The 20,785-nt window shown below is 69.8% G+C and carries 20 protein-coding genes; 13 read left to right on the forward strand and 7 right to left on the reverse strand.

From position 1 onward, the window contains the following. Positions 1-86 precede the first annotated feature (86 nt). Together AC3EO7_RS00970 and AC3EO7_RS00975 are read right to left on the reverse strand one after the other, a co-directional pair. The gene (locus AC3EO7_RS00970; RefSeq protein WP_435590317.1) at positions 87-1,466 is read right to left on the reverse strand and encodes an MFS transporter; all 1,380 of its coding nucleotides are present in this window, start codon (positions 1,464-1,466) and stop codon (positions 87-89) included. Positions 1,467-1,612: 146 nt separating this feature from the next. Then, positions 1,613-2,578 carry a hypothetical protein gene (locus AC3EO7_RS00975; protein WP_431971661.1) on the reverse strand — a complete coding sequence of 322 codons (966 nt, stop codon included), beginning with the start codon at positions 2,576-2,578 and terminating at the stop codon, positions 1,613-1,615. 300 nt (positions 2,579-2,878) lie between these two features. Between AC3EO7_RS00975 and AC3EO7_RS00980 the strand changes: the two genes are divergently transcribed. From AC3EO7_RS00980 to AC3EO7_RS01005, 6 genes are all read left to right on the forward strand, one after another. Next, positions 2,879-3,871: a helix-turn-helix transcriptional regulator gene (locus AC3EO7_RS00980; RefSeq protein WP_435590191.1), complete on the forward strand. Its 993-nt coding sequence runs from the start codon at positions 2,879-2,881 to the stop codon at positions 3,869-3,871. A gap of 191 nt (positions 3,872-4,062) precedes the next feature. Further along, positions 4,063-4,491, forward strand: a complete 429-nt coding sequence (locus AC3EO7_RS00985; RefSeq protein WP_435590192.1) for an RICIN domain-containing protein — start codon at positions 4,063-4,065, stop codon at positions 4,489-4,491. A 251-nt stretch (positions 4,492-4,742) separates the two neighbouring features. Continuing rightward, positions 4,743-5,300, forward strand: a complete 558-nt coding sequence (gene def / locus AC3EO7_RS00990) for a peptide deformylase (protein ID WP_435590193.1) — start codon at positions 4,743-4,745, stop codon at positions 5,298-5,300. After that, positions 5,300-6,223, forward strand: a complete 924-nt coding sequence (fmt, locus tag AC3EO7_RS00995; RefSeq protein ID WP_431971657.1) for a methionyl-tRNA formyltransferase — start codon at positions 5,300-5,302, stop codon at positions 6,221-6,223. Before def ends, fmt begins: the two co-directional genes overlap by 1 nt. Positions 6,224-6,867: 644 nt before the next feature. After that, entirely contained in the window at positions 6,868-8,202 is a 1,335-nt protein-coding gene (locus tag AC3EO7_RS01000; RefSeq protein WP_431971719.1) for an RsmB/NOP family class I SAM-dependent RNA methyltransferase, read from the forward strand. Between the two features lie 104 nt (positions 8,203-8,306). Then, entirely contained in the window at positions 8,307-8,651 is a 345-nt protein-coding gene (locus tag AC3EO7_RS01005; protein ID WP_431971656.1) for an MmcQ/YjbR family DNA-binding protein, read from the forward strand. A gap of 4 nt (positions 8,652-8,655) precedes the next feature. Here AC3EO7_RS01005 and AC3EO7_RS01010 read toward each other — a convergent pair whose 3' ends face one another. Together AC3EO7_RS01010 and AC3EO7_RS01015 are read right to left on the reverse strand one after the other, a co-directional pair. After that, entirely contained in the window at positions 8,656-9,516 is an 861-nt protein-coding gene (locus tag AC3EO7_RS01010) for an RNA polymerase sigma factor SigF (RefSeq protein WP_431971655.1), read from the reverse strand. Then, positions 9,516-9,938 carry an ATP-binding protein gene (locus tag AC3EO7_RS01015; protein WP_431971654.1) on the reverse strand — a complete coding sequence of 141 codons (423 nt, stop codon included), beginning with the start codon at positions 9,936-9,938 and terminating at the stop codon, positions 9,516-9,518. The genes AC3EO7_RS01010 and AC3EO7_RS01015 overlap by 1 nt, the downstream gene beginning before the upstream one ends. 124 nt (positions 9,939-10,062) lie before the next feature. Between AC3EO7_RS01015 and rpe the strand changes: the two genes are divergently transcribed. Further along, on the forward strand, positions 10,063-10,716 hold the full coding sequence (rpe, locus tag AC3EO7_RS01020) for a ribulose-phosphate 3-epimerase (protein ID WP_431971718.1): 654 nt from the start codon (positions 10,063-10,065) through the stop codon (positions 10,714-10,716). Positions 10,717-10,759: 43 nt separating this feature from the next. On the opposite strand, the gene AC3EO7_RS01025 is transcribed toward rpe, so the two are convergent. Further along, the gene (locus tag AC3EO7_RS01025) at positions 10,760-11,230 is read right to left on the reverse strand and encodes a hypothetical protein (RefSeq protein WP_431971653.1); all 471 of its coding nucleotides are present in this window, start codon (positions 11,228-11,230) and stop codon (positions 10,760-10,762) included. A gap of 610 nt (positions 11,231-11,840) precedes the next feature. Here AC3EO7_RS01025 and AC3EO7_RS01030 point away from each other — a divergent pair. The 4 genes from AC3EO7_RS01030 (at position 11,841) to AC3EO7_RS01045 (ending at position 14,827) form a co-directional block, all read left to right on the forward strand. Beyond that, entirely contained in the window at positions 11,841-12,464 is a 624-nt protein-coding gene (locus tag AC3EO7_RS01030) for a riboflavin synthase (protein WP_435590194.1), read from the forward strand. 85 nt (positions 12,465-12,549) lie between these two features. Then, complete coding sequence (locus tag AC3EO7_RS01035; protein ID WP_431971651.1) at positions 12,550-13,794, forward strand: bifunctional 3,4-dihydroxy-2-butanone-4-phosphate synthase/GTP cyclohydrolase II; 1,245 nt, start codon at positions 12,550-12,552, stop codon at positions 13,792-13,794. 31 nt (positions 13,795-13,825) lie between these two features. After that, positions 13,826-14,305, forward strand: a complete 480-nt coding sequence (ribH, locus tag AC3EO7_RS01040) for a 6,7-dimethyl-8-ribityllumazine synthase (RefSeq protein WP_431971650.1) — start codon at positions 13,826-13,828, stop codon at positions 14,303-14,305. 3 nt (positions 14,306-14,308) lie between these two features. Then, positions 14,309-14,827, forward strand: a complete 519-nt coding sequence (locus AC3EO7_RS01045; RefSeq protein ID WP_431971649.1) for a PH domain-containing protein — start codon at positions 14,309-14,311, stop codon at positions 14,825-14,827. Positions 14,828-14,958: 131 nt separating this feature from the next. Here the strand turns inward: AC3EO7_RS01045 and ggt are convergent, their stop codons facing one another. Both ggt and AC3EO7_RS01055 read right to left on the reverse strand, forming a co-directional pair. Further along, positions 14,959-16,908, reverse strand: a complete 1,950-nt coding sequence (gene ggt, locus AC3EO7_RS01050) for a gamma-glutamyltransferase (protein ID WP_431971648.1) — start codon at positions 16,906-16,908, stop codon at positions 14,959-14,961. A 54-nt stretch (positions 16,909-16,962) separates the two neighbouring features. Continuing rightward, entirely contained in the window at positions 16,963-17,643 is a 681-nt protein-coding gene (locus tag AC3EO7_RS01055; protein WP_435590195.1) for a hypothetical protein, read from the reverse strand. A gap of 192 nt (positions 17,644-17,835) precedes the next feature. Between AC3EO7_RS01055 and AC3EO7_RS01060 the strand changes: the two genes are divergently transcribed. Together AC3EO7_RS01060 and uvrC are read left to right on the forward strand one after the other, a co-directional pair. After that, positions 17,836-18,531, forward strand: coding sequence for an HAD family hydrolase (locus tag AC3EO7_RS01060; RefSeq protein WP_431971646.1), 696 nt, complete (start codon positions 17,836-17,838; stop codon positions 18,529-18,531). Between the two features lie 71 nt (positions 18,532-18,602). After that, a complete protein-coding gene (uvrC, locus tag AC3EO7_RS01065) occupies positions 18,603-20,654 on the forward strand; it encodes an excinuclease ABC subunit UvrC (RefSeq protein ID WP_435590196.1) in 2,052 nt (683 codons plus the stop codon). The last annotated feature ends 131 nt before the right edge of the window (positions 20,655-20,785 follow it).

Here is a 20,785-nt window from a genome sequence, read left to right on the forward strand (position 1 = left end):
TGCGCAAGACTCGCCGAGTTCTTCGATGCCAACGAGGCGGGCACCCGAAATCGGGTGCCCGCCTCGTGATTCCGCGATCGGTTTCGCTAGGCGGCCGCGGCGGTTGCGAGCTGCCGCTCCGCCCGGGCCGGCCAGTGGCGGTGTTCGGCGTCGATGACGTAGGCGTGGGTGTGCCGGTAGAAACGGTCGTCCACGCGCACGGCATCGGCCAGCAGGGCCGGGTCGATGGTGCCGACCTCGTGCAGGTGGGTCAGCTCCTCCGGGTCGTGGCGCGGCCACATCCGCACCGCCACGGTGATTCCCGTCGCGGCGAGGACGGCCAGCGTCAGCCAGGTGGTGGTGAAACCGGCGGCGGTCGTCAGCCACCCGGCGATCGGGTAGGTGACCAACCAGGCCAGGTGCGACAGCGAGAACTGGGCCGCGAAGAGCGCGGGCCGATCGGCGGGTCGCGACGAGCGCCGCAGCACCTGACCGGTCGGGGTGAGCACCGCCGCGGTGCCCGCGCCCACGGTGGCCCACACCGCGATCGCGGCGCCCCACCGCCAGTCGCCCGCGTTCGCCAGCGACAGGGCGATGGCCGAGCCGAGTCCGGTGATCAGCGCGGCCGCGCCCGTCAGCATCACCGGCCGCGCGCCGACGCGATCGAGGACCCGGGGCAGCGAGAGTGCGACGAGCATGGTGCCGAACCCGTTGGCCGCCAACAGCAGCGCCACTCCGGACTGGGTGCCGCCGAGGGTGTCGCGCACGTAGTTGACCGTGTTGACCATGATCACCGATCCGGCGGCGGCGACCACGAGGTTCATCCCGAGCAGGCCGCGCAGCCGCGGCGTCGCGGCGAAGATCCGCATGCCCACCGTGATCCGCTCCCGGAAGGAGCCCTGGGTGGCGGCGGTCGCGTTCGGGATGCGGGTCGCGATCACCAGGGCCGCCGAGACGGCGAACCCGATGGCGGTACCGACGAACAGCAAGTGGAAGCTGATCACGGCCAGCGCCGCCGCGGCCAGCATCGGGCTGAGCAAGGTTTCCATGGTGGCGGCCAGCTGTGCGGCCGACAGCGCCCTGGTGTATTCGCGTTCGTCGGGCAGGATGTCGGGGATGATCGCCTGATAGGTCGGGGTGAAGGCGGCCGAGGCGGTTTGCAGCAGGGCGATCAGTACGTAGATCTGCCAGATCTGGTCGATGAACGGCAGTGCCAGCACCACCGCCGCGCGAACGACGTTGAGCCCGACCAGGAACGATCGGCGCGGGAATCGATCGGCGTAGGCGGCCACGATGGGCGCGACCGTCACGTAGACCACCATCTTGATCGTCAGCGCGGTGCCGAGAACGGCGGCCGCGTCGGCCCCGGCGAGCTCGTAGGCGAGCAGTCCGAGAGCGACGGTGGTCAGTCCGGTGCCGAACAGCGCCGACACCTGGGCGGTGAACAGTCGCAGGTAATCGTGGTTGCCGAACAGTGCGGTGATCATGGGCGTGGAACGCATCGGAAAACACTTCCTCTGGGATGAGTCGGGGTGGATCACGCGTGCTTCGACAGCAGCACTCGCACATCTCGGTCTCCTCTCCGACAGCTGGTGAGCGGGCGGAATCCGCGCTCGCCCAACGGCTTTCGGCGCTAGTTGGTGGTGTGCAGGGTGAAGGCGGCGGTGCGGACGACGTCGCCGTGCTGGAAATCCAGGAAGAGGCGGTAGGTTCCGGGGCCGGGCACGGCGGTGTGGAAGGTGATGTCCGGGCCGGGTGCGGTCACGCCGTCGCCGGGCTCGCCGTTCGGGTGGACGTGGACATAGGCCAGATCGCCCGCCCGCAGGATCACCAGATGCCCGTAGGCGGCCAGATAGGGCTGCAGGTCGGTGACCGGCTGCCCGTCTTTGCGAACGGTCAGCGTGAGCAGTTGTCCCGTGCCCGGCACCAGATCGCCGTCGAGGGTCACCTCGTATCCGTCCACGGTCGCGGTGCGCGCGGCGGCAGGCGTCGGCCGCGGTTCGTAGGCGCCCGCCACGGCGAGATCCGCACCGAGGGTGATCGTCTTGCCGAGGGCGTGCGGGGCGATATCGGTGAAGACGCGGTACGCGCCCGCTTCCGGGAGATTCAGCGTCACGGCCCAGGTGCCGTCCACGTCGAGTTCGGGATGGACGTGCCAGAACCCGGTCAGCTCGCGCCGCGCCACGATCAGATGCAGATCGCGGTCGTGGATGGCGTCGTAGCGGGTGACCGGCGCGCCGTCGGGGCCGAGGATCCGGAAACGGAAGTCGACCTCGCCCGTTCCGATGATCGGCTCCGCGAGCGCCAGCGTGTAGCCGTCCTGGGTGATCTGGAGACCGCCCGGCAATCCGCCGCCCGCGGCGTGGTCGTCATGCCCGGCGTGGGCTCCGTGCTGAGCAGCGGCATGCCCGGCGTGACCGGCATGTGCGGCGTGAGCCGCGTGCTGGGCGTGGTCGCCGTGCCCGGCGTGCGCTGTGTGCTGAGTGTGGTCTCCGTGCCCGGCGTGAGCCGCGGTGTGGTCGCCATGTCCGGCATGGGCCGTGTGCCCGGTGTGAGCCCCGTGCGCGCCCTCGTGATTGGTGTGAGTCTGCGTGGTCATCGCTCCGGCCTTTCCGATCTTGTCGTTTCGTCGCGATCGAAAATGTAATACCCCCTGGGGGTATGTTGCAACCCACGTGTGACGCACTTCGCACACGGCCCTGCCGATGTCTCTCTGCCCGCTATCGGATTTCGATGGTCAGGACGCGTCGTATGAGATGGCGACGTCCAGCACCCAGGTGACGCCGAACCGATCCCGCAGCATCCCGTACAAGGGCGCCCATGCAATTGGTGGGCCCGCCGATCACAGTCGCAGGGGAAGAGGCCAGGATGTGTCCGCTTCTCCGGGGATAGTGGATTCATGCCGAAAACCTCAGCGCGATTGCTGGCGCTGCTGTCGCTCTTGCAGGCGCGTCGGGATTGGCCAGGGGTGCTGCTGGCCGAACGATTGGACGTCAGCCCGCGGACCGTGCGGCGCGATATCGATCGACTGCGCGAGCTCGGTTACTCGATCGCCGCCGTCAAAGGCCCCGAGGGCGGGTACCGCCTCGATCCCGGTTCCGAGTTGCCGCCCTTGCTGTTCGACGACGAGCAGGCCGTCGCGCTCGCCGTCGCGCTCCAGCTCGCCGTCGCGTCGGGTGCGGGCATCGCGGAAGCCGCGATGCGCGCGCTGACCACGGTCCGGCAGGTCATGCCCGCCCGGCTGCGGCGCCGCATCGACGCCCTGCGGATCACCGCCGTCGGCGCGAGCCCGCCCGCACCGCCCGTCGACACTCGCGTGCTCACGGCGCTCAGCGCCGCCATCCACGCCCGCGAAGTGCTGCGCTTCGATTACACGACGGCAAGCCGGGCGGCGACGTCGGCCGACACCTGCGCTCCACCGCGCCGGACGCAACCGCACCACCTGGTTGCCAGGAGCGGCCACTGGTACCTCATCGCGTGGGATCTCGACCGCGACGACTGGCGAATCTTCCGCGTCGACCGCATCACCCCGCGCATCCCGACCGGGCCGCGCTTCTCTCCGCGTGAACTGCCCGGACAGGATGTCGCCCAATTCGTGGCAGGCCGGTTCCGCGGCTCGCATACCTCCGGCGATTGGCCGTGCCGCGGGGAGGCGATCCTCGACCTCCCCGCCGCGGCGGTCGCTCCCTTCGCCGCCGACGGAGTCGTCGAGGAACTCGGCCCCGACCGTTGCCGGCTCGTTCTCGGTTCCTGGTCCTGGCCGAGCCTGGCGGCCGCCCTCGGCGCATTCGACGCGGACATCGACATCGTCGGCCCGCGAGAACTCCGAGAGGCCTGCGCGCGGCTGGCCCGCCGCTACGGCGACGCCGTTCGCGAGGATGCGCCGCAGTGAGGACCGCGGAAGTCCGCCGGTCGTTCACCGTCGTCGACCACCCGTGCGAACCAGGATCCGGGGCGAGATGATTGATCGGCGAGCGGGCGGGTAGTTCGGCGGTGTCGGAATCTCGAAGATTCGGGACGCTCCGGTGCGACGACCGGGGCGTCGGAGTTCGCGGACGGTGAGGACGACGGGCCATGGCTGAATTGACCGAAGGCGTCTATCGAATCGTCAATGTCGGCACCGGTTGTGTACTGGCGCTCGACAGCGACGATCAGGTCAGAGTGGTGGGCGAGCCGAGTGTCGAGGACGGCTGGCAGCACTGGCTGTTGTCGAGTGCGCCGGAATTCGGCGAAGGGATATGGTTCATCGCCAGCGGCCGCACTGGCAGCCGGCTCGGCCTCGGCGACGGTCTGGTGACCGAAGGAGCCCATGTCGAGTGCAGCGGGACGCCGCTGGGATGGCAGATCGCGTCCGATGAAGCCCACACCGACCGCTATCGCATCGCCGTCTGGGCCGCCGGCGGATTCGTCCTCGCCGTACCCGGCCACGAATGCGGTCGCGCGGAGCAGATCGCGTTGACGCAGTACGCGCCCGACAGCGATACCCAGCAGTGGCAATTCCAGTGGCCGTGATCGAGCCTGCCGCACACGCGAACAGCCGCCGATCTCCGGAGTCTCCGTGAGGAATCGCTGATCGCGTCCAGAAATACGGGGTCGGATGCGGCCATGACTGCTGTTTCCAGGCGGCCGGGCGGGGGTGTGCACACCCCGCCCGGTCCGCAATGGAGTTCTACCAGGTCGGGGGGCTCGCGTTGGGGAGATCGGGGTGATCGGCGTCGCTCTCTAGAATGAGACGACCGTGTTCGTCGCTTCCAGGAGCCGCCGTGACCATTCAGCCCGTTCGCCTGTTCGGCGATCCGATTCTGCGCGCCCGTGCGGCGGAGGTCACCGAATTCGATCGTGAGCTGCGCCAGTTGGTCGCCGACCTGACCGACACCATGCACGACGACGGCGGCGTCGGCATGGCCGCGCCGCAGATCGGCGTCGGCCTGCGGGTGTTCGTCTACGACACCGGCGACGCGACGGGACATCTGGTGAATCCGACCTACACGGTGGTGGGTGACGAGGAGCAGGTCGGTCCCGAGGGCTGCCTGTCCATTCCCGGCCTGCGGTACGACACGCGCCGCGCGCTGCGAGTGCGCGCGTCCGGTGTCGACATGCACGGCAAGCCCGTGGAATTCGCCGCGGAGGAGCTGTTGGCGCGTTGCGTGCAGCACGAGACCGACCACCTCGACGGCATGCTGTTCATCGACCGCCTCGATCCGGCCTCCCGCAAGGAGGCGATGCGCACCATCCGGGAATCCGACTGGTTCGTCTCGGGCATCACGGTGCGCGACTCGCGCGGTGCGGGTCAGGCCGGACCGTTCGGACGGAGCCGCTGATGCGCGTCGTCTTCGCAGGCACCCCCGAACCCGCCGTGCCCTCGCTGCGCAGGCTCATCGAGTCCGAGCGCCACGAAGTGGTCGCCGTCGTCACCCGGCCCGACGCCGTCGCAGGCCGCGGTCGCAAGGTGACGCGGTCGCCGATCGGCGCGCTGGCCGACGAGCACGGCATCCCCGTGCTCACCCCGCGCCGCCCCAGCGAACCCGAATTCATCGGGCAGCTCACCGAATTGGCCCCGGACTGCTGTCCGGTGGTGGCCTACGGCGCGCTGCTGCCGCAGCGGGTGCTCGACATCCCGCGCTTCGGCTGGATCAACCTGCACTTCTCGCTGTTGCCCGCGTGGCGTGGCGCGGCGCCGGTGCAGGCCGCCATCGACGCCGGTGACGAGATCACCGGCGCGTCCACCTTCCTCATCGAGGCTGGTCTGGACACCGGACCGGTCTTCGGCGTGGTCACCGAGAAGGTCGCGGTGACCGACACCGCGGGCACCCTGCTCGGCAAGCTCGCCGAAACCGGCGCGCATCTGCTCGAAACCACCTTGGACGGCGTCGAGGACGGCACCCTGCATGCGGTGCCGCAGTCCACGGACGGCGTCTCCTATGCGCCGAAGGTGGCCGCGGAGGACGGCCACATCCGCTGGGATCTGCCCGCGCTCGCCATCAGCAGGCGCATTCGCGCCGTCACCCCCGCGCCCGGCGCCTGGACCGAGGTGAACGGCACCCGGCTGAAGCTCGGACCGGTCGAGATGGTGCAGGAGGCGCTGCCCGAACGCGTCATCGAGGTGCGCAAGACCGGCGTCTTCGTCGGCACCGCGACCACCGCCGTGCGCCTGGATCAGGTACAGCCGCAGGGTAAACGGATGATGGCCGCCCTCGATTGGGCGCGCGGCGCGCGCCTGCAGCCCGGCGCGGTGGTCGAATGAGCCCCGCGGATCGCCCACGCAAGTCCGACGACGTCGACGGCGGATGGGCCAAACGCGCCGCCCGCAAGCAGGAGACCCGCCGGGACGCCGCGTCGGGCAAGCTGGCTCGCGAGTCGGAGTCGTACACCGGAAGCCGTGGCGCGCAACGGAAATCGGATTCGCCGCGCAAACCGTTCCGTTCCGATCGGGACGCGGCGGACTACCGGGGTCGAGACGACCGTCGATTCGAGGGGAAATCGACTCGGGGCTTCGAGGAGCCGGGCGGCGGCAAGCCGACGGGTGGCCGGGCGGGACGCGAGTCCGGTTACGGCGCAGGACGTTCCGAGGCGGGACGAGCGGGCTACGGCCGCGCCGACCGATCGGCGCAGGCGCCCAGCGGCAAGAGCGGTCGCGAACGATTCTGGGACGACAGGTCGGAAGGCAGGCCAGAGGCACGCGGCGGGGATGCCTCCGGGCGCCGCTCGGATTCCGGCGCGGGAGCGCACGGGAAGCGGCGTGCGGACGACGCCGTCGGCGGACGGTCCGAGCGCGGCGGACGCCCGGCGGAGCGGTCGTCGGGCGCCAAGCGAGCCGGGCGCGGTGAGGCGAAAACCACTGGCACGGAGAAGGATCGGGGCTCGGCAGGAAAGCGGTCCCGGCGCACCGTGAGCGTGGACCCCGTGCGCGAGGTCGCGCTCGAGGTGCTGCGGGCGGTACGGGAGCGCGACGCCTACGCGAATCTCGTCCTGCCCGGCCTGCTTCGCGACCGGCACCTGTCCGGCCGGGACGCGGCGCTGGCCACCGAGCTGGCCTACGGGACCTGCCGGACAACGGGCCTGCTGGACGCGGTGATCGCGCACGGCGCGGGCCGTTCGGTCGAGGAGATCGACGGACCGCTGCTCGACATCTTGCGGCTCGGCGCCTACCAGCTGCTGCGCACCCGCATCGGCGCGCACGCCGCGGTCGACACCTCGGTGGCATTGGCCAGGGCCGAATTCGGCGCGGGCAAATCGGGTTTCGTGAACGCGGTGCTGCGGCGCGTGGGGGAGAAGTCCGCCGAGGAGTGGGTCGAGACGCTGGCCCCTGCCGATCCGGTGGGACGGCTGGCCTTCGAGTACGCGCATCCGGCCTGGATCGCTCAGGCGTTCGCCGACGCGCTCGGCGCCCGCGCGGGCGAACTGCGTGACCTGCTCGCCGCCGACGACGAGCGGCCGGTCGTGCACCTGGTCGCCCGGCCCGGTGAGATCACCGCCGAGGAACTGGCGCTGGTCACCGGCGGCGAAGAGGGCCGCTGGTCGCCGTACGCCGTGTACCTCGAGGGCGGTGATCCGGGGCGGCTGGAGCCGGTGCGCGAAGGCATGGCCGCGGTACAGGACGAGGGCAGCCAGCTGGTGGCCTTGAGCCTGACCCGGGCGCCGCTGGAGGGTCCGGACGGCGGGCGCTGGCTCGACATGTGCGCCGGACCTGGCGGCAAGGCGGCCCTGCTCGGCGCGCTCGCGGCGATCGATCGCTTCCAAGTGGACGCCGTGGAGCCCGCCGAACACCGCGCCGAACTGGTGCGCAAGGCCACCCACGACCTTCCGGTGCGGGTGCACGTCGTCGACGGCCGCGACAGCGGTCTGGCGCCCGGCTACGACCGCATCCTGGTCGACGCGCCGTGCACCGGCCTCGGCGCGCTGCGGCGCAGGCCGGAGGCGCGCTGGCGGCGCACCCCCGCCGACGTGCGCGACCTGGTCGTGCTGCAACGCGAATTGCTCACCGCGGCATGGGATCTGGTCCGTCCCGGTGGCGTGGTGGTGTACTCGACCTGCTCGCCCCACCTGGCCGAGACCGTGTCGATCGTCGCCGACCATGTCCGCCGCACGGGCGCCGTCGAACTCGACACCGGCGAGTTGCTCCCCGGCGTCACCGACGTCGGCGACGGCCCCGCCGCGCAGCTCTGGCCGCATCGCCACGGCACCGACGCCATGTTCATGGCGGCGCTGCGTAAACCGATCTGAGGTAAACCGCTCTGAGGTAAACCGGCCCGATGGAACCGGTCCGTGCGAACGCGCCGGTTCCATCCGTCCAATCCCTCGGAGCCCGCGCGACGCACACTGGTCGCATGACTCTGACGTGGCAAGACGTGGTGGCGATCGCGACCGAGCTCCCTGCGGTCGAGGAGTCGACGTGGTGGCGCAGCCCCGCGCTGAAGGTGGGCGGCAAGGGGATCGCGCGGCTGCGGTCGGAGGCCGAGGGCGGGCTCGTGCTGCTGTGCGAGACGGTGGAGAAGGAGGCGTTGCTCGCCGCGGGCGATCCGGCCTTCTACACGACACCGCACTACGACGGATACCCGTACATCCTCATCGATCTCGACCGGATCGCACCGGATCAGCTACGCGAACTGATCGACGCCGCCTGGTGGCTTTCGGCGCCCGCGAAGATCCGCAAGCAGCGCGCGGCGGGATGAACCGTCAGTCCCGGCTCGACAGCTCCCGCAGCCGGGCAAGGGTTTTCGCCAGGATGCGCGAGACGTGCATCTGCGAGATGCCCATCTGCTTGGCGATCTGGGTCTGGGTCATGGATTCGAAGAAACGCATGGTGAGGATCCGGCGTTCGCGCTCCGGCAGTCCGGCCAGCAGCGGCCGGATGGCGACGTACTCCTCCACCCGGTCGAACTGGGATTCCTCCTCGCCCAGCGTGTCCAGCAGCGAGGCCTCGGTGTCGCGGCCGAGCGCCGCGGCGTCGATGGAACTGGGCTGATAGGCGTTGCCCGCGATGACGGCCTGGGTCACCTCGTCGGGATCGACGTCGAGTTCCGCCGCGATCTCCTTGGCGGTCGGGGAGCGGCCGAGGGTCTGCGAGAGCGTGTCGATGGCCGACCCGATGCGCAGGTGGGTCTCCTTGACCCGCCGCGGCACCCGCATGGCCCAGGTGTTGTCGCGGAAGTAGCGCCGGACCTCGCCCATGATGGTCGGCACAGCGAACGAGAGGAAGTTCGATCCGCGCGAGATGTCGAAACGGTCCACCGCGTGCACCAGCCCCACCCTGGCGACCTGGGTGAGGTCGTCGAACGGTTCGCCGCGGCCGCTGAACTTGCGCGCGATGTGGTCGGCGAGCGGGATGCAGCGGCCGATCAGCTCGGCGCGCACCGCGGCATGCTCGGCGGTGCCCTGTTCGGCCGAGCTCAGCCGCTCGAACAACGCGTTCAGATCGTCGTAGCCGGTGACCGAACCGGCCTCCGCGACGGCTTCCGCGTCCTCGGCGGCGTCGGTGGGCTCGGATTCGGCTTCCTCATCGCGGTCCTGGTCGAACACGGTGTCCTCGTCCGCCACTACGCCTTCCCCCGGACCCGACGGAACTCCACCGTCGTCGGATATCCGGAGAGCGCCGCATCGTACGAATTCTGCGTCGCCTCGACCGAGTCGGTGAGCGTCCGCAGCACATGCCAGCCGAAGCTGCGCTGGTCAGGTAGCCCCTCGGTCTCGGCCACACCGGTGACCTCGACCAGCAGCTGGGCCTCCCCGATGGTGAATCGGCAGTCCAGGCTGGTGCCCGCCGCGGCTAGCGCGATGAGGGTCGAGCACACCTCGTCGACGGCCAGCCGGATGTCGGCTACTTCGTCCAGGGTGAAATCGCTGAGCAGGACGAGAGTTTCGGCGAGCCCGCGCACGATGGGCAGCTGCGTGACCGATGCGGCCACCCGAATCTCCACCGGGGTGCTGTAGAGCCCCTGTTCCGCCGAAATGTTGATCACTCTGCACAGGCTACCCACTGGAGGCCGCCGACAATCACCGATTCCCTGCGGTAGGACATGTGATCCCGGCTCGGTACACTCCCGGGCTGTGTCCTCTCCGACGTTTTCCCGCCCTGGCCAGCCGATGATCGCGCCGTCCATCCTGTCCGCCGATTTCGCCCATCTCGCGGACGAGGCCCGCCGGGTGGAAGGCTCGGACTGGCTGCACGTCGACGTGATGGACGCCCATTTTGTGCCGAATCTCACGCTGGGCCTTCCGGTGGTCGAGAGTCTGCTCAAGGTAACGGACATACCGCTGGACTGCCACCTGATGATCGAGGACCCGGGCCGCTGGGCCCCGCCGTACGCGGAGGCGGGCGCGCACAACGTCACCTTCCACGCCGAGGCGACCGACGACCCGATCGCCGTGGCGCGCGACATCCGCGCGGCGGGCGCGAAGGCCGGTCTGTCGGTGAAGCCGAACACGCCGATCGAGCCGTACCTGGAGATTCTGCGCGAGTTCGACACCCTGCTGGTGATGAGCGTGGAGCCGGGCTTCGGCGGGCAGTCGTTCATCGCGCACGTGCTGGACAAGGCGCGCACCGTGCGCAGGCTGGTCGATGCGGGCGAGCTGCGACTGATCGTCGAGATCGACGGCGGCATCAACGCCGACACCATCGAGCAGGCAGCCGAGGCGGGGATCGACTGCTTCGTGGCAGGCTCGGCGGTCTACAACACCGCCGATCCCGGCGCCACCGTGGCGGCGCTGCGGCGGCAGGCGGCCGCCGTCTGGCACTGAGCGGCGGCGCCGGAAGAGGCCGCGGCGACGCGGCCGAATTCGGTTACAGCGCGCGGTTTTTCGGTGTCCCGAGGGCGAGCGTCGCCTCGATGACCACGTTCGACGGCGGCAGTGTCGTCGCGCTCTCGGGCGGCCGCACCCAGACGCGGTAGCCGGTGCGCTCGTCGTCGGGCGAGGGCAGCACCACCTGGCTTCCGGTGCAGGCGACCGTCGCGTACAGACGGAAGAGTTCGGCGGAGATGTGGGCGGTGAGCGCATCGGGTCGAGCGGGCCCGGTGATGAACGTCCACCGCCGCGCGCGCGGATGATGGACGACCGGTGCGGCGATCCGTGCCTGCGTGAGTTTCCCTTGCACTTGGTCGCCGAGCTCGGCGGGCATCGTGACGGCGCCGTAGTGGGTGCCGATGTGCAGCAGGATGCGGCGCGACGTGGGATCGATCGATGCGGGCATATGGAACTCGCGCCGGTACTGCAGGCAGCGGACTTCCAGTGTCGAATCGACAAACGTGGTCACGCGGCACCCCCATCGGTGTCGAACTCGTGTCGGCCGACTGCGCTTTCCGGCTTCCTCGAGTGGTGGATTTCCTTGGGTCGAACTCGGGCACTGCGTTCGAACGCGGGCACTGCCCTGGCGAAGCGGCGTCGACCTCGTCGAATCATTCGACGGCGAACTGCGCGGATCGGAAGTTGAACGGTAGTTGTCAGCTACATAACAATATTGCGTCCGTTTTCGCCGCGGCGCAAGAAGTTGGTGTATCTGTGTTTCGGCTGGGTATCAGCACAGGTTGGACGTTACGGGGGCCGGGTGAAATCGACCGGCGAACGCGTCGAAAGTTCCGCTGAACAATTGTCGTCGACAGGTGAACGTGGAAATTCCGGTATGACTGTACGGAATTGTTTCGAAAGAACTCGAATAATGCTCTTCCGGTGGTGGATAAAAGTCTGCCCGGCTGTTTCGGTGGCGTGTCGCAGAATTACGGTTTCTGATGCGGGTCGGCGGGCCCACCGTGCGGGGGCTGGTACGACCCCGCGTCGTTACGCTGGGAGTGCACCGAACGCCGGGAATAGCGCCGGGGTCCCGGCTGTTCCGCAACCGTACGTACACACGCGACAGGGAGTCACGCATGTTCACAGGCATCGTCGAGGAGCTGGGCAAGATCGTCACCACCGAGCAGCTGGCCGACGCCGCGCGCCTGACCATCAAGGGCAAGCTCGTCACCTCCGATGCCGGACACGGTGATTCGATCGCGGTCAACGGCGTGTGCCTGACCGTGGTCGAGGTCGTCGGCGGCGACTCCTTCACCGTCGACGTCATGCAGGAGACGCTGAACCGCTCCTCCATCGGCGGGCTCGGCGAGGGCTCGCGGGTCAACCTGGAACGCGCCGCCGCGCTGAACAGCCGCCTCGGCGGACACCTGGTGCAGGGTCACGTCGACGGCACCGGCACGGTGCTGTCGCGCACCCCCTCGGAGAACTGGGAGGTCGTGCGCATCTCCCTGCCGGACGCGATCGCCCGCTACGTGGTGGAGAAGGGCTCGATCACCGTCGACGGCATCTCGCTCACCGTCTCGGGCCTCGGCATCGCCGACGAGCCCGCCGCCGACGGCAACCGCGACTGGTTCGAGGTCTCGCTGATCCCCACCACGCTCTCCCTGACGAATCTGGGCTTCGCGGTCGCGGGGACGACCGTGAACCTCGAGGTCGACGTCATCGCCAAGTACGTCGAACGCCTGCAGCAGCGCGGCTGAGCGCGCGGGCGGGTGCGCCGCCGCGGGCGCACGGGACAGGCCTTACTGTAGTGAGGCACCTAATTCGAGATGGAGCACAGCAGACGTGACCAGGTTCGACACCATCGAGCGCGCAGTCGCCGACATCGCCGCGGGTAAGGCCGTCGTAGTCGTCGACGACGAGGATCGCGAGAACGAGGGCGACCTCATCTTCGCCGCGGAAAAGGCCACCCCCGAGTTGGTCGCCTTCATGATCCGCTACACGTCCGGTTACATCTGTGTGCCGCTGACCGGTGACGATTGCGATCGCCTCGGCCTGCCGCCGATGTACGCCACGAACCAGGACAAGCACGGCACCGCCTACACCGTGTCGGTCGACGCCCGCGAGGGCATCACCACCGGTATCTCGGCCGCCGACCGCGCCACCACCATGCGCCTGCTCGCCGACGCCGCCGCCAAGGCCGACGACCTGACCCGACCCGGCCACGTGGTGCCGTTGCGTGCCAAGGAGGGCGGCGTGCTGCGCCGTCCCGGCCACACCGAGGCCGCCGTCGACCTGGCCCGCATGGCGGGCCTGCACCCGGCGGGCGTGATCTGCGAGATCGTCAGCCAGAAGGACGAGGGCCACATGGCCCGGACCGAGGAGCTGCGCGTCTTCGCCGACGAGCACGAGCTGGCGCTGATCTCCATCGCGGACATGATCGCCTGGCGGCGCAAGCACGAGAAGCAGGTGGTGCGGGTCGCCGAGGCGCGCATCCCCACCGCGCACGGCGATTTCACGGCCGTCGGGTACCAGAGCATCTACGACGAGGTCGAGCACGTCGCGCTGGTGCGCGGCGACATCAGCGACGGCGAGGACGTGCTGGTCCGGGTGCACTCCGAATGCCTGACCGGTGACGTGTTCGGTTCGCTGCGCTGCGACTGCGGCCCGCAACTGGACGCCGCGCTGGAGATGGTGGACAGCGAAGGCCGCGGCGTCGTGCTGTACATGCGCGGTCACGAGGGCCGCGGCATCGGGCTGATGCACAAGCTGCAGGCCTACCAGCTGCAGGACTCGGGCCACGACACCGTCGACGCGAACCTGGAGCTCGGCCTGCCCGCCGACGCCCGCGACTACGGCACCGGCGCGCAGATCCTGGTCGACCTCGGTATCCGGTCGATGCGCCTGCTCACCAACAACCCGGCCAAGCGGGTCGGCCTCGACGGCTACGGCCTGCGCATCACCGAGCGCGTCCCGATGCCGTTGCGCGCCAACGCCGAGAACCTGCGTTACCTGCGCACCAAGCGCGACCGGATGGGTCACGACCTGATCGGTCTCGACGAACTCGACCTCGGCGAAACGGCGCAGTGAGCTTCCACGACCTTCGGAAAGGCGGAACACGATGAGCGGCACCGGCGTACCCAGCTTCGAGCTGTCGGATGCCAAGGACCTCGAGCTCGGCATCGTCGCCTCACGCTGGCACACCGAGATCTGCGACACGCTCGTGGCGAATGCCGAGCGGGTGGCGAAGGAGGCGGGTGTCCGGCACGTGACGGTGGTGCGCTGCGCCGGCGCCATGGAGCTGCCGGTGGTCGCTCAGGAACTGGCCCGCACGCATGACGCGGTCGTCGCGCTCGGCGTCGTGATCCGCGGCGGCACACCGCATTTCGAATACGTCTGCGATGCCGTGACCGCGGGCCTCACCCGGGTCTCGCTGGATGCCGCCACGCCGGTCGCCAACGGCGTGCTGACCACCGACACCGAGGAGCAGGCGCTGGATCGCGCCGGGCTGCCCGGTTCGGCCGAGAACAAGGGCGAGCAGGCCTGCGCTGCGGCGCTGGACGCCGCGCTCACCCTGCGCGCGCTGCGGCAGTCCGCGTAAGTCATGCCGGTCGTCCGCATCTGGAGGAGGAACGACGGCACGCGGCCTGTCGGCGGTGCGGCCGACGCCGAGTGGGACCTCGAGGTGCGCCCGCGCCGCGCGGTGCTGACGGCGCGGATCGTCGCCGTGCTGATCGTGGCCGTGTTCGCGGTGGGCGGCATCTGGCTGCGCAGCGGTTCGACCGGCGTCAACTTCCGGCTCGCCGACCAGATCGCGATGATCGGCATCGGCGTGCTCGGCGCGGCCGCGGTGCTGATGCTGACCCGCCCCCGGGTGCGCGTCGGCTCGCGCGGAGTGTCGGTGCGCAACATCCTCGGCGACACCCTGTTCGGCTGGGAACACATCCGCGGCGTCTCGTTTCCGGACCGGAAGTCCTGGGCGCGATTGGAATTGGTCGACGACGACTACGTCCCCCTGCTCGCGATCCGCTCCAACGACAAGGCGCACGCCGCGCGAGCGATGGACCGGCTGCGCGAACTCGGTGCGAGATATACGCAGTCGGACGAGCCGAAGCAGGACTGACGCACACGATCCGGCGGCGCCCGCGGCGCGCCGGTAGTCTCGCGACATGACGCCGGGTTCGCTCGTCTTCGCCGACGATCCGCTCATGGATCCGATGTCGCTGTCGCGCTGAACGATCGTCCGCGCGCGGCTCAGCGCGTGTCGCCGAGGACCGCGCCCTCGCGCCGTGGATCAGCGCCGCCGATCAGCCCGGCGCCCTCGCGGACCAGCGCGCTCAGCCCGCTGGACTGGGGTGCGACGGATACCTGGTGGCCGAGTTCGCGCAGGCGCCGTACGAGCGGATCGTGGTCGCCGTTGTCGGTCGCGTCGATGGCCGGGTGTTCGCCGCCGACGCCGGTGGTGGGGGTATTGCCCGCGCCGAACGAGACAGCCGAGACCGCCTGTTGCGGGTCGAGCCCCCAATCCAGCATCCCGATCAGCGTTTTCACCACGAACTGGATGATCACCGAACCGCCCGGCGATCCCGTGACGTGGGTGAGCTCGCCGCGGGCGCCGTCCGGCGCGCGATCGAAGACCAGGGTGGGCGCCATCGAACTGCGCGGGCGCTTGCCGGGTTGCAGCCGGTTCGCGACCGGTGTGCCGTCCGGGTCGACGGGTTCCGCGGCGAAGTCGGTGAGCTGGTTGTTCAGCACGAAACCGTCGACGACGTGGAAGGACCCGAACGCGGACTCGACCGTGGTGGTCAGGGCGGCCGCGTTTCCGTACTTGTCGATCACCGAGATGTGGCTGGTGCCGTGTTCGGGCGGCTGCGGACCGACGCCCACCGGGACCGGTCCGAAGTCGCCGGGTTTGGCGGTCCCCATGCTGCGGCCGGGGTCGATCAGCGACGCCCGCTGCTTCAGATAGTTCTTGTCGATGAGAGTCTGGGCCGAATTTCCCGGCAGCGGAACGAAGTCGGTGTCGGCCACGTATTTGTTGCGGTCCGCGTAGGCCAGCCGCTCGGCTTCCGAGATCAGGTGCACGGCTTCGGCCCTCGGCTTGCCGCCGTTGCGATCGACGGTCTCGGGTTTCAGCGCGGCCAGATCGAAATTCTCCAGGATGCCCAGGGTGGCCGCGACCGTGCTGCCGCCCGAGGAGGGCGCCGGCATGCCGCAGATCTCGTGCCCGCGGTAGCCGCCGCACAGCGCCGTGCGCTTCTTCACCTGATAGCCGGCGAGATCCTGGGCGGTGAGCAGGCTGGGCGTGCGCCCGCCGGCCCCCGTGGTCGCCGCCTCGACGATGTCCGCGGCGATGGCGCCGGTGTAGAAGGCGTCCGCGCCGTCGGAGGCGATGGCGCTCAACGTTTTCGACATCGCCGGGTTGGTCAGCTTCGTGCCCGCGGGTTTCGGCGAACCGTCGGGCTCGAGGAAGTACTGTTCGGCGGCCTCGTCCCTGGCCAGATCCCGCGCCGATTCCGCGATCTGGCCCGCGAGCCGGGGACTGATGGCGAAGCCGTCGTCGGCCAGCGCGATGGCCGGATCGAACAGCTCGCGCCACCCGGTCTTACCGTGCTCGCGGTGCGCGAGCTCCAGCATCCGCAGCACCCCTGGCACGCCGATCGAGCGGCCGCTGGCGCGCGTGTTCGGCTGCGGCTCGGTGCGGTCGGCGTCGCTGATCCAGCGCAGATAGTTCTCGGTGGCCGCGGCGGGCGCCACCTCGCGGCCGTCGTACGCCTCGACGGTCTTGGTCGTCCCGTCGTAGTACAGCAGGAACGCGCCGCCGCCGATGCCGGAGGCCTGCGGCTCCACCAGGCCGAGCACCAGCTGCGCGGTGACCAGCGCGTCGGCCGCGGTGCCGCCGTCGTGCAGCACCCGGCAGGCCGCCTCGGTCGCAAGGGGATTCGCGGTGGAGACCGCGTACGACCCGGTGCGCACCGCCGTCATCCCGCTGCGATATCCGGAGGCGATCTCGGGGTTGGTGCTCAGGTTCTTGGTGGTCGTGCCCGCCGCGGTCGGCGGCGCCGCGAGCACGGGCGTCCCGTTGGGTGCGCTGGTGCATTCGGCGGTTGTCGTCTCCTCGGTCGAGGAACATCCGGTGAGAAGCCCGACCGTGAGCAGCGTTGCCGCGGCGGCTCCGGTCCAGCTGTGTCGCGCGCGCGTCATGGCCTGGACTGTAGCCCTCCGGACCGACAGCGGTACGGCTTTCGGGCGAGGGCGTCAGTTACCCGCGCCGTCCGAACCGCGCATGCAGAGGGTGAGATTCCGCTTGTCCCAGGTCCGCGCGCTCGCGCCGTTCTCGTCCAACGGACAGTTCTGCACCGGCGTGATCTCGTGGAACACCGCTGTCACCATGATCGATCCCGGCGTACCGCAGTCCACCCTGAGCGGCTCGGACCAATCGGAGGCGTCGTAGCACGTGCCTGCCTGCCAGTCGTAGGCGAAGCAGTAGTGGTACACCAACCGGCCGGTCGAATCCCGTTGCGTCTGTTGCACACTCACCCGAGGTTCGGTGCAGGGACCGTACTGCACCAGCCGGTAGACCGACCCGAGCGACTCGCACCGCGCTTTCTCGGGACGGGCGATCGGCCGGGCCGGGGTGCCCGGCGCACCCGGTGATTGCAGCGCCGCGCATTCGCCGATTGCCATGCCCGCGAGCGGATCCGGTGTCGTCGTGGTCGGCGGTGCGGTGGTGGTGCGCGCGGTGGAGGTGGTCGTGCCTGCCGCGCCCGCCGGCTCGTCGCTCGTCCGCGCGCCGAGGAAGAACGCGCCGACGACGACCAGGCACAAGACCATGCCGAGCAGAAACCCGAGTGCGACCGCGCGGCCGCGTTTCGGCGGCGTCGGAGCGGGCCCCGCGGGATCGAGCGCAGGGCCGGGCACGGGTGATGGAGTTGTCACGCGGTATTTCCCCCGGAAGATCGAACGAAGCGGCCCGGCAGGCCCGGTTCGGGGAACTGACCGGCGCCGCGTGAATTTACCGCGCGCACCCGTTTCGCGCCAAAGGTAGCGCTCGAATCGCCGGTGCCCCTTGCGCTCTCGCGCGCCGCCGGGATCGATGGACGTCCGCCGCGGCGTCGGTACCCTGGTCGAATGGATATCGAGGCCGTGCTTTTCGACTTCTCCGGGACGATCTTTCGGCTGGAGGAGGACGAGTCATGGGGTGACGATCTGATCGGCGCCGACGGCGCGGATTTCGACGTCGAGGCCAAGGCCGAGATTCTGCGGCGGATGACGGCGCCGGTCGAGCAGTTCATGACCTTCGACGCCGAGGGCCAGCGGGCCTGGGACAACCGGGATCTGGATCCGGCGATGCACCGGCACGCGTACCTGGAGGTGCTGCGCTCCTCGGGCGTGCCGACCGAGGACCAGGCCGAACGGCTCTACGGCAGGCTGATCGATCCGCTGGCGTGGACGCCGTATCCCGACACCGGCGCCGTGCTGGAGTTCCTTGCCGCACAGGGCGTTCCGGTCGGTGTGGTGAGCAATATCGCATTCGACGTGCGGCCCGCGTTCCGTGCGCGGGGCTGGGACCGGTTCGTCGGCGCGACGGCGCTCTCCTTCGAGGTGGGCGTGATCAAGCCCGAGCCGGGGATCTTCCTCGCGGCGTTGAACGAGCTCGGCGTCGATCCGGCGCGGGCGCTGATGGTCGGCGACAGCGCCCACGCCGACGGCGGCGCGACGGCGCTCGGCTCGCGCTTCGCCCTCGTCGACCCGCTGCCCACCGCGCAGCGACCCGACGCGCTCGTCGACGCATTGCGCGCGCACGGGCTGGCCGTCCCGAGGTAGGTCGCCGCGCCGAGCCAGGACGGCGCGGGTTGCCCGGAAACCGTGTCCGACCCCGCCTATAGGCTGGTCGAGTGGCAGATCCAGCGAGGTACCGGCCGGCCCCCGGTACGATCCCCGTCGAACCCGGCGTCTACAAATTCCGGGACGCGCAGCAGCGGGTCATCTACGTCGGCAAGGCCAAGAGCCTGCGCAGCAGGCTGAATTCCTATTTCGCCGACGTGGCCTCGCTGCACCCGCGCACCAAGCAGATGGTCACCACCGCCGCCGGCGTGGAGTGGACGGTCGTCTCCACCGAGGTGGAGGCGCTGCAGCTGGAATACAACTGGATCAAGGAATTCGATCCGCGGTTCAACGTGCGCTACCGGGACGACAAGTCCTACCCGGTGCTGGCCGTGACCTTGAACGAGGAATACCCGCGCCTGTTCGTCTACCGCGGCGCGCGCAAGAAGGGCGTGCGGTATTTCGGCCCGTACGCGCACGCCTGGGCCATTCGCGAGACGCTCGACCTGCTGCTGCGGGTGTTCCCCGCGCGCACCTGCTCGAACGGAGTCTTCAAGCGGCACAACCAGATCGGGCGTCCCTGCCTGCTCGGCTATATCGACAAGTGTTCCGCGCCGTGCGTCGGCAGGGTCACCGCCGACGAGCACCGCCAGATCGTGGACGATTTCTGCGACTTCCTCGCCGGGCGCACCGACCGGATGGTGCGCGATCTGGAGCGGCGCATGCACGCCGCCGCCGAGGACCTGGACTTCGAGACCGCGGCCCGGCTGCGCGACGACGTGCAGGCGCTGCGCCGCGCGCTGGAGAAGCAGGCCGTGGTGCTCGGCACCGGCACCGACGCCGACGTGATCGCCTTCGCCACCGACGAATTGGAGGCGGCGGTGCAGATCTTCCATGTCCGCGACGGCCGGGTGCGCGGTCAGCGCGGCTGGGTGGTCGACAAGTCCGGCGACGCCGTGGACACCGCGGCGTCCGGCGGTGAGCTGGCCGCGTTGGTCGAACAGTTCCTCACCCAGTTCTACGGCGAGCAGGTCGCCAACGCCGACGAGAGCCCGGACGAGCAGCCCGCCACCGTCGTCCCGCGCGAAGTGCTCGTGCCCGAGCTGCCCGCCGACCACGAGCAGATCCAGGAGTGGCTGAGCAGGCTGCGTGGTTCGGCGGTGCAGCTGCGCGTCCCGCAGCGCGGCGACAAGAAGGCACTCGCCGAGACCGTGCAGCGCAACGCCGCGGAGGCGCTCGCCCAGCACAAGCTCAAGCGCGCGGGCGACCTCACCTCCCGGTCCGCGGCCCTGCAGGACATCCAGGACGCGCTCGAGCTGGACAGCGCGCCGTTGCGCATCGAGTGCGTGGACATCAGCCACGTGCAGGGCACCGACGTGGTGGCCTCGCTGGTGGTGTTCGAGGACGGCCTGCCGCGCAAGTCCGAGTACCGGCACTACGCGATCAAGGAGGCCGCGGGCGACGGGCGCTCCGACGACGTCGGAAGCATCGCCGAGGTGACCAGGCGGCGGTTCTACCGGCTGCGCAAGGAACGCGACGAGATCGAGCGCGAGGAACTCGACGACGGCGTCGCCTCGCCGCTCGTCGACGCGGGCCCGGCCGCCGAGCCGGACGACGACGCCGCCGAACTCGAGCTCACCTCGCGCCCCGGCATCGACCCGCGCACCGGCCGTCCGCGCAAGTTCGCCTACCCGCCGAACCTGTACGTGGTCGACGGTGGCGCACCCCAGGTCGCGGCCGCCGCCGAGGTGCTGGACGAACTCGGCATCACCGACGTCGCCGTGATCGGCCTGGCCAAGCGCCTGGAGGAGGTCTGGGTGCCCGGCGAGCCCGACCCGGTGATCATGCCGCGCAACAGCGAAGCGCTGTTCTTGCTGCAACGGGTCCGCGACGAGGCGCACCGCTTCGCCATCACCTTCCACCGCAGCAAACGCTCGCGGCGAATGACCGCCTCCGCGCTGGATTCGGTGCGCGGACTCGGCGCGACGCGCCGGACCGCGCTGGTCACGCATTTCGGTTCGGTGGCCAAGTTGAAGGAGGCGACAGTCGAGCAGATCACCGAGGTACCCGGCATCGGCGTGGCGACGGCGAAAGCCGTGCTCGCGGCGCTGCGGGACGAGTGAGGGACCGCAAAATCTCCAGCTCCGGTCCGACCTGCATATATCCTCGGTACCGTTCATGTTCGTAAGCCGTCCTCATCACGGAGGGTGAGCGCGCATGCCCGGTACCGAATCCGGTGCGGGATGATCGAGAG

It is taken from the genome of Nocardia sp. bgisy118 (assembly GCF_057708605.1).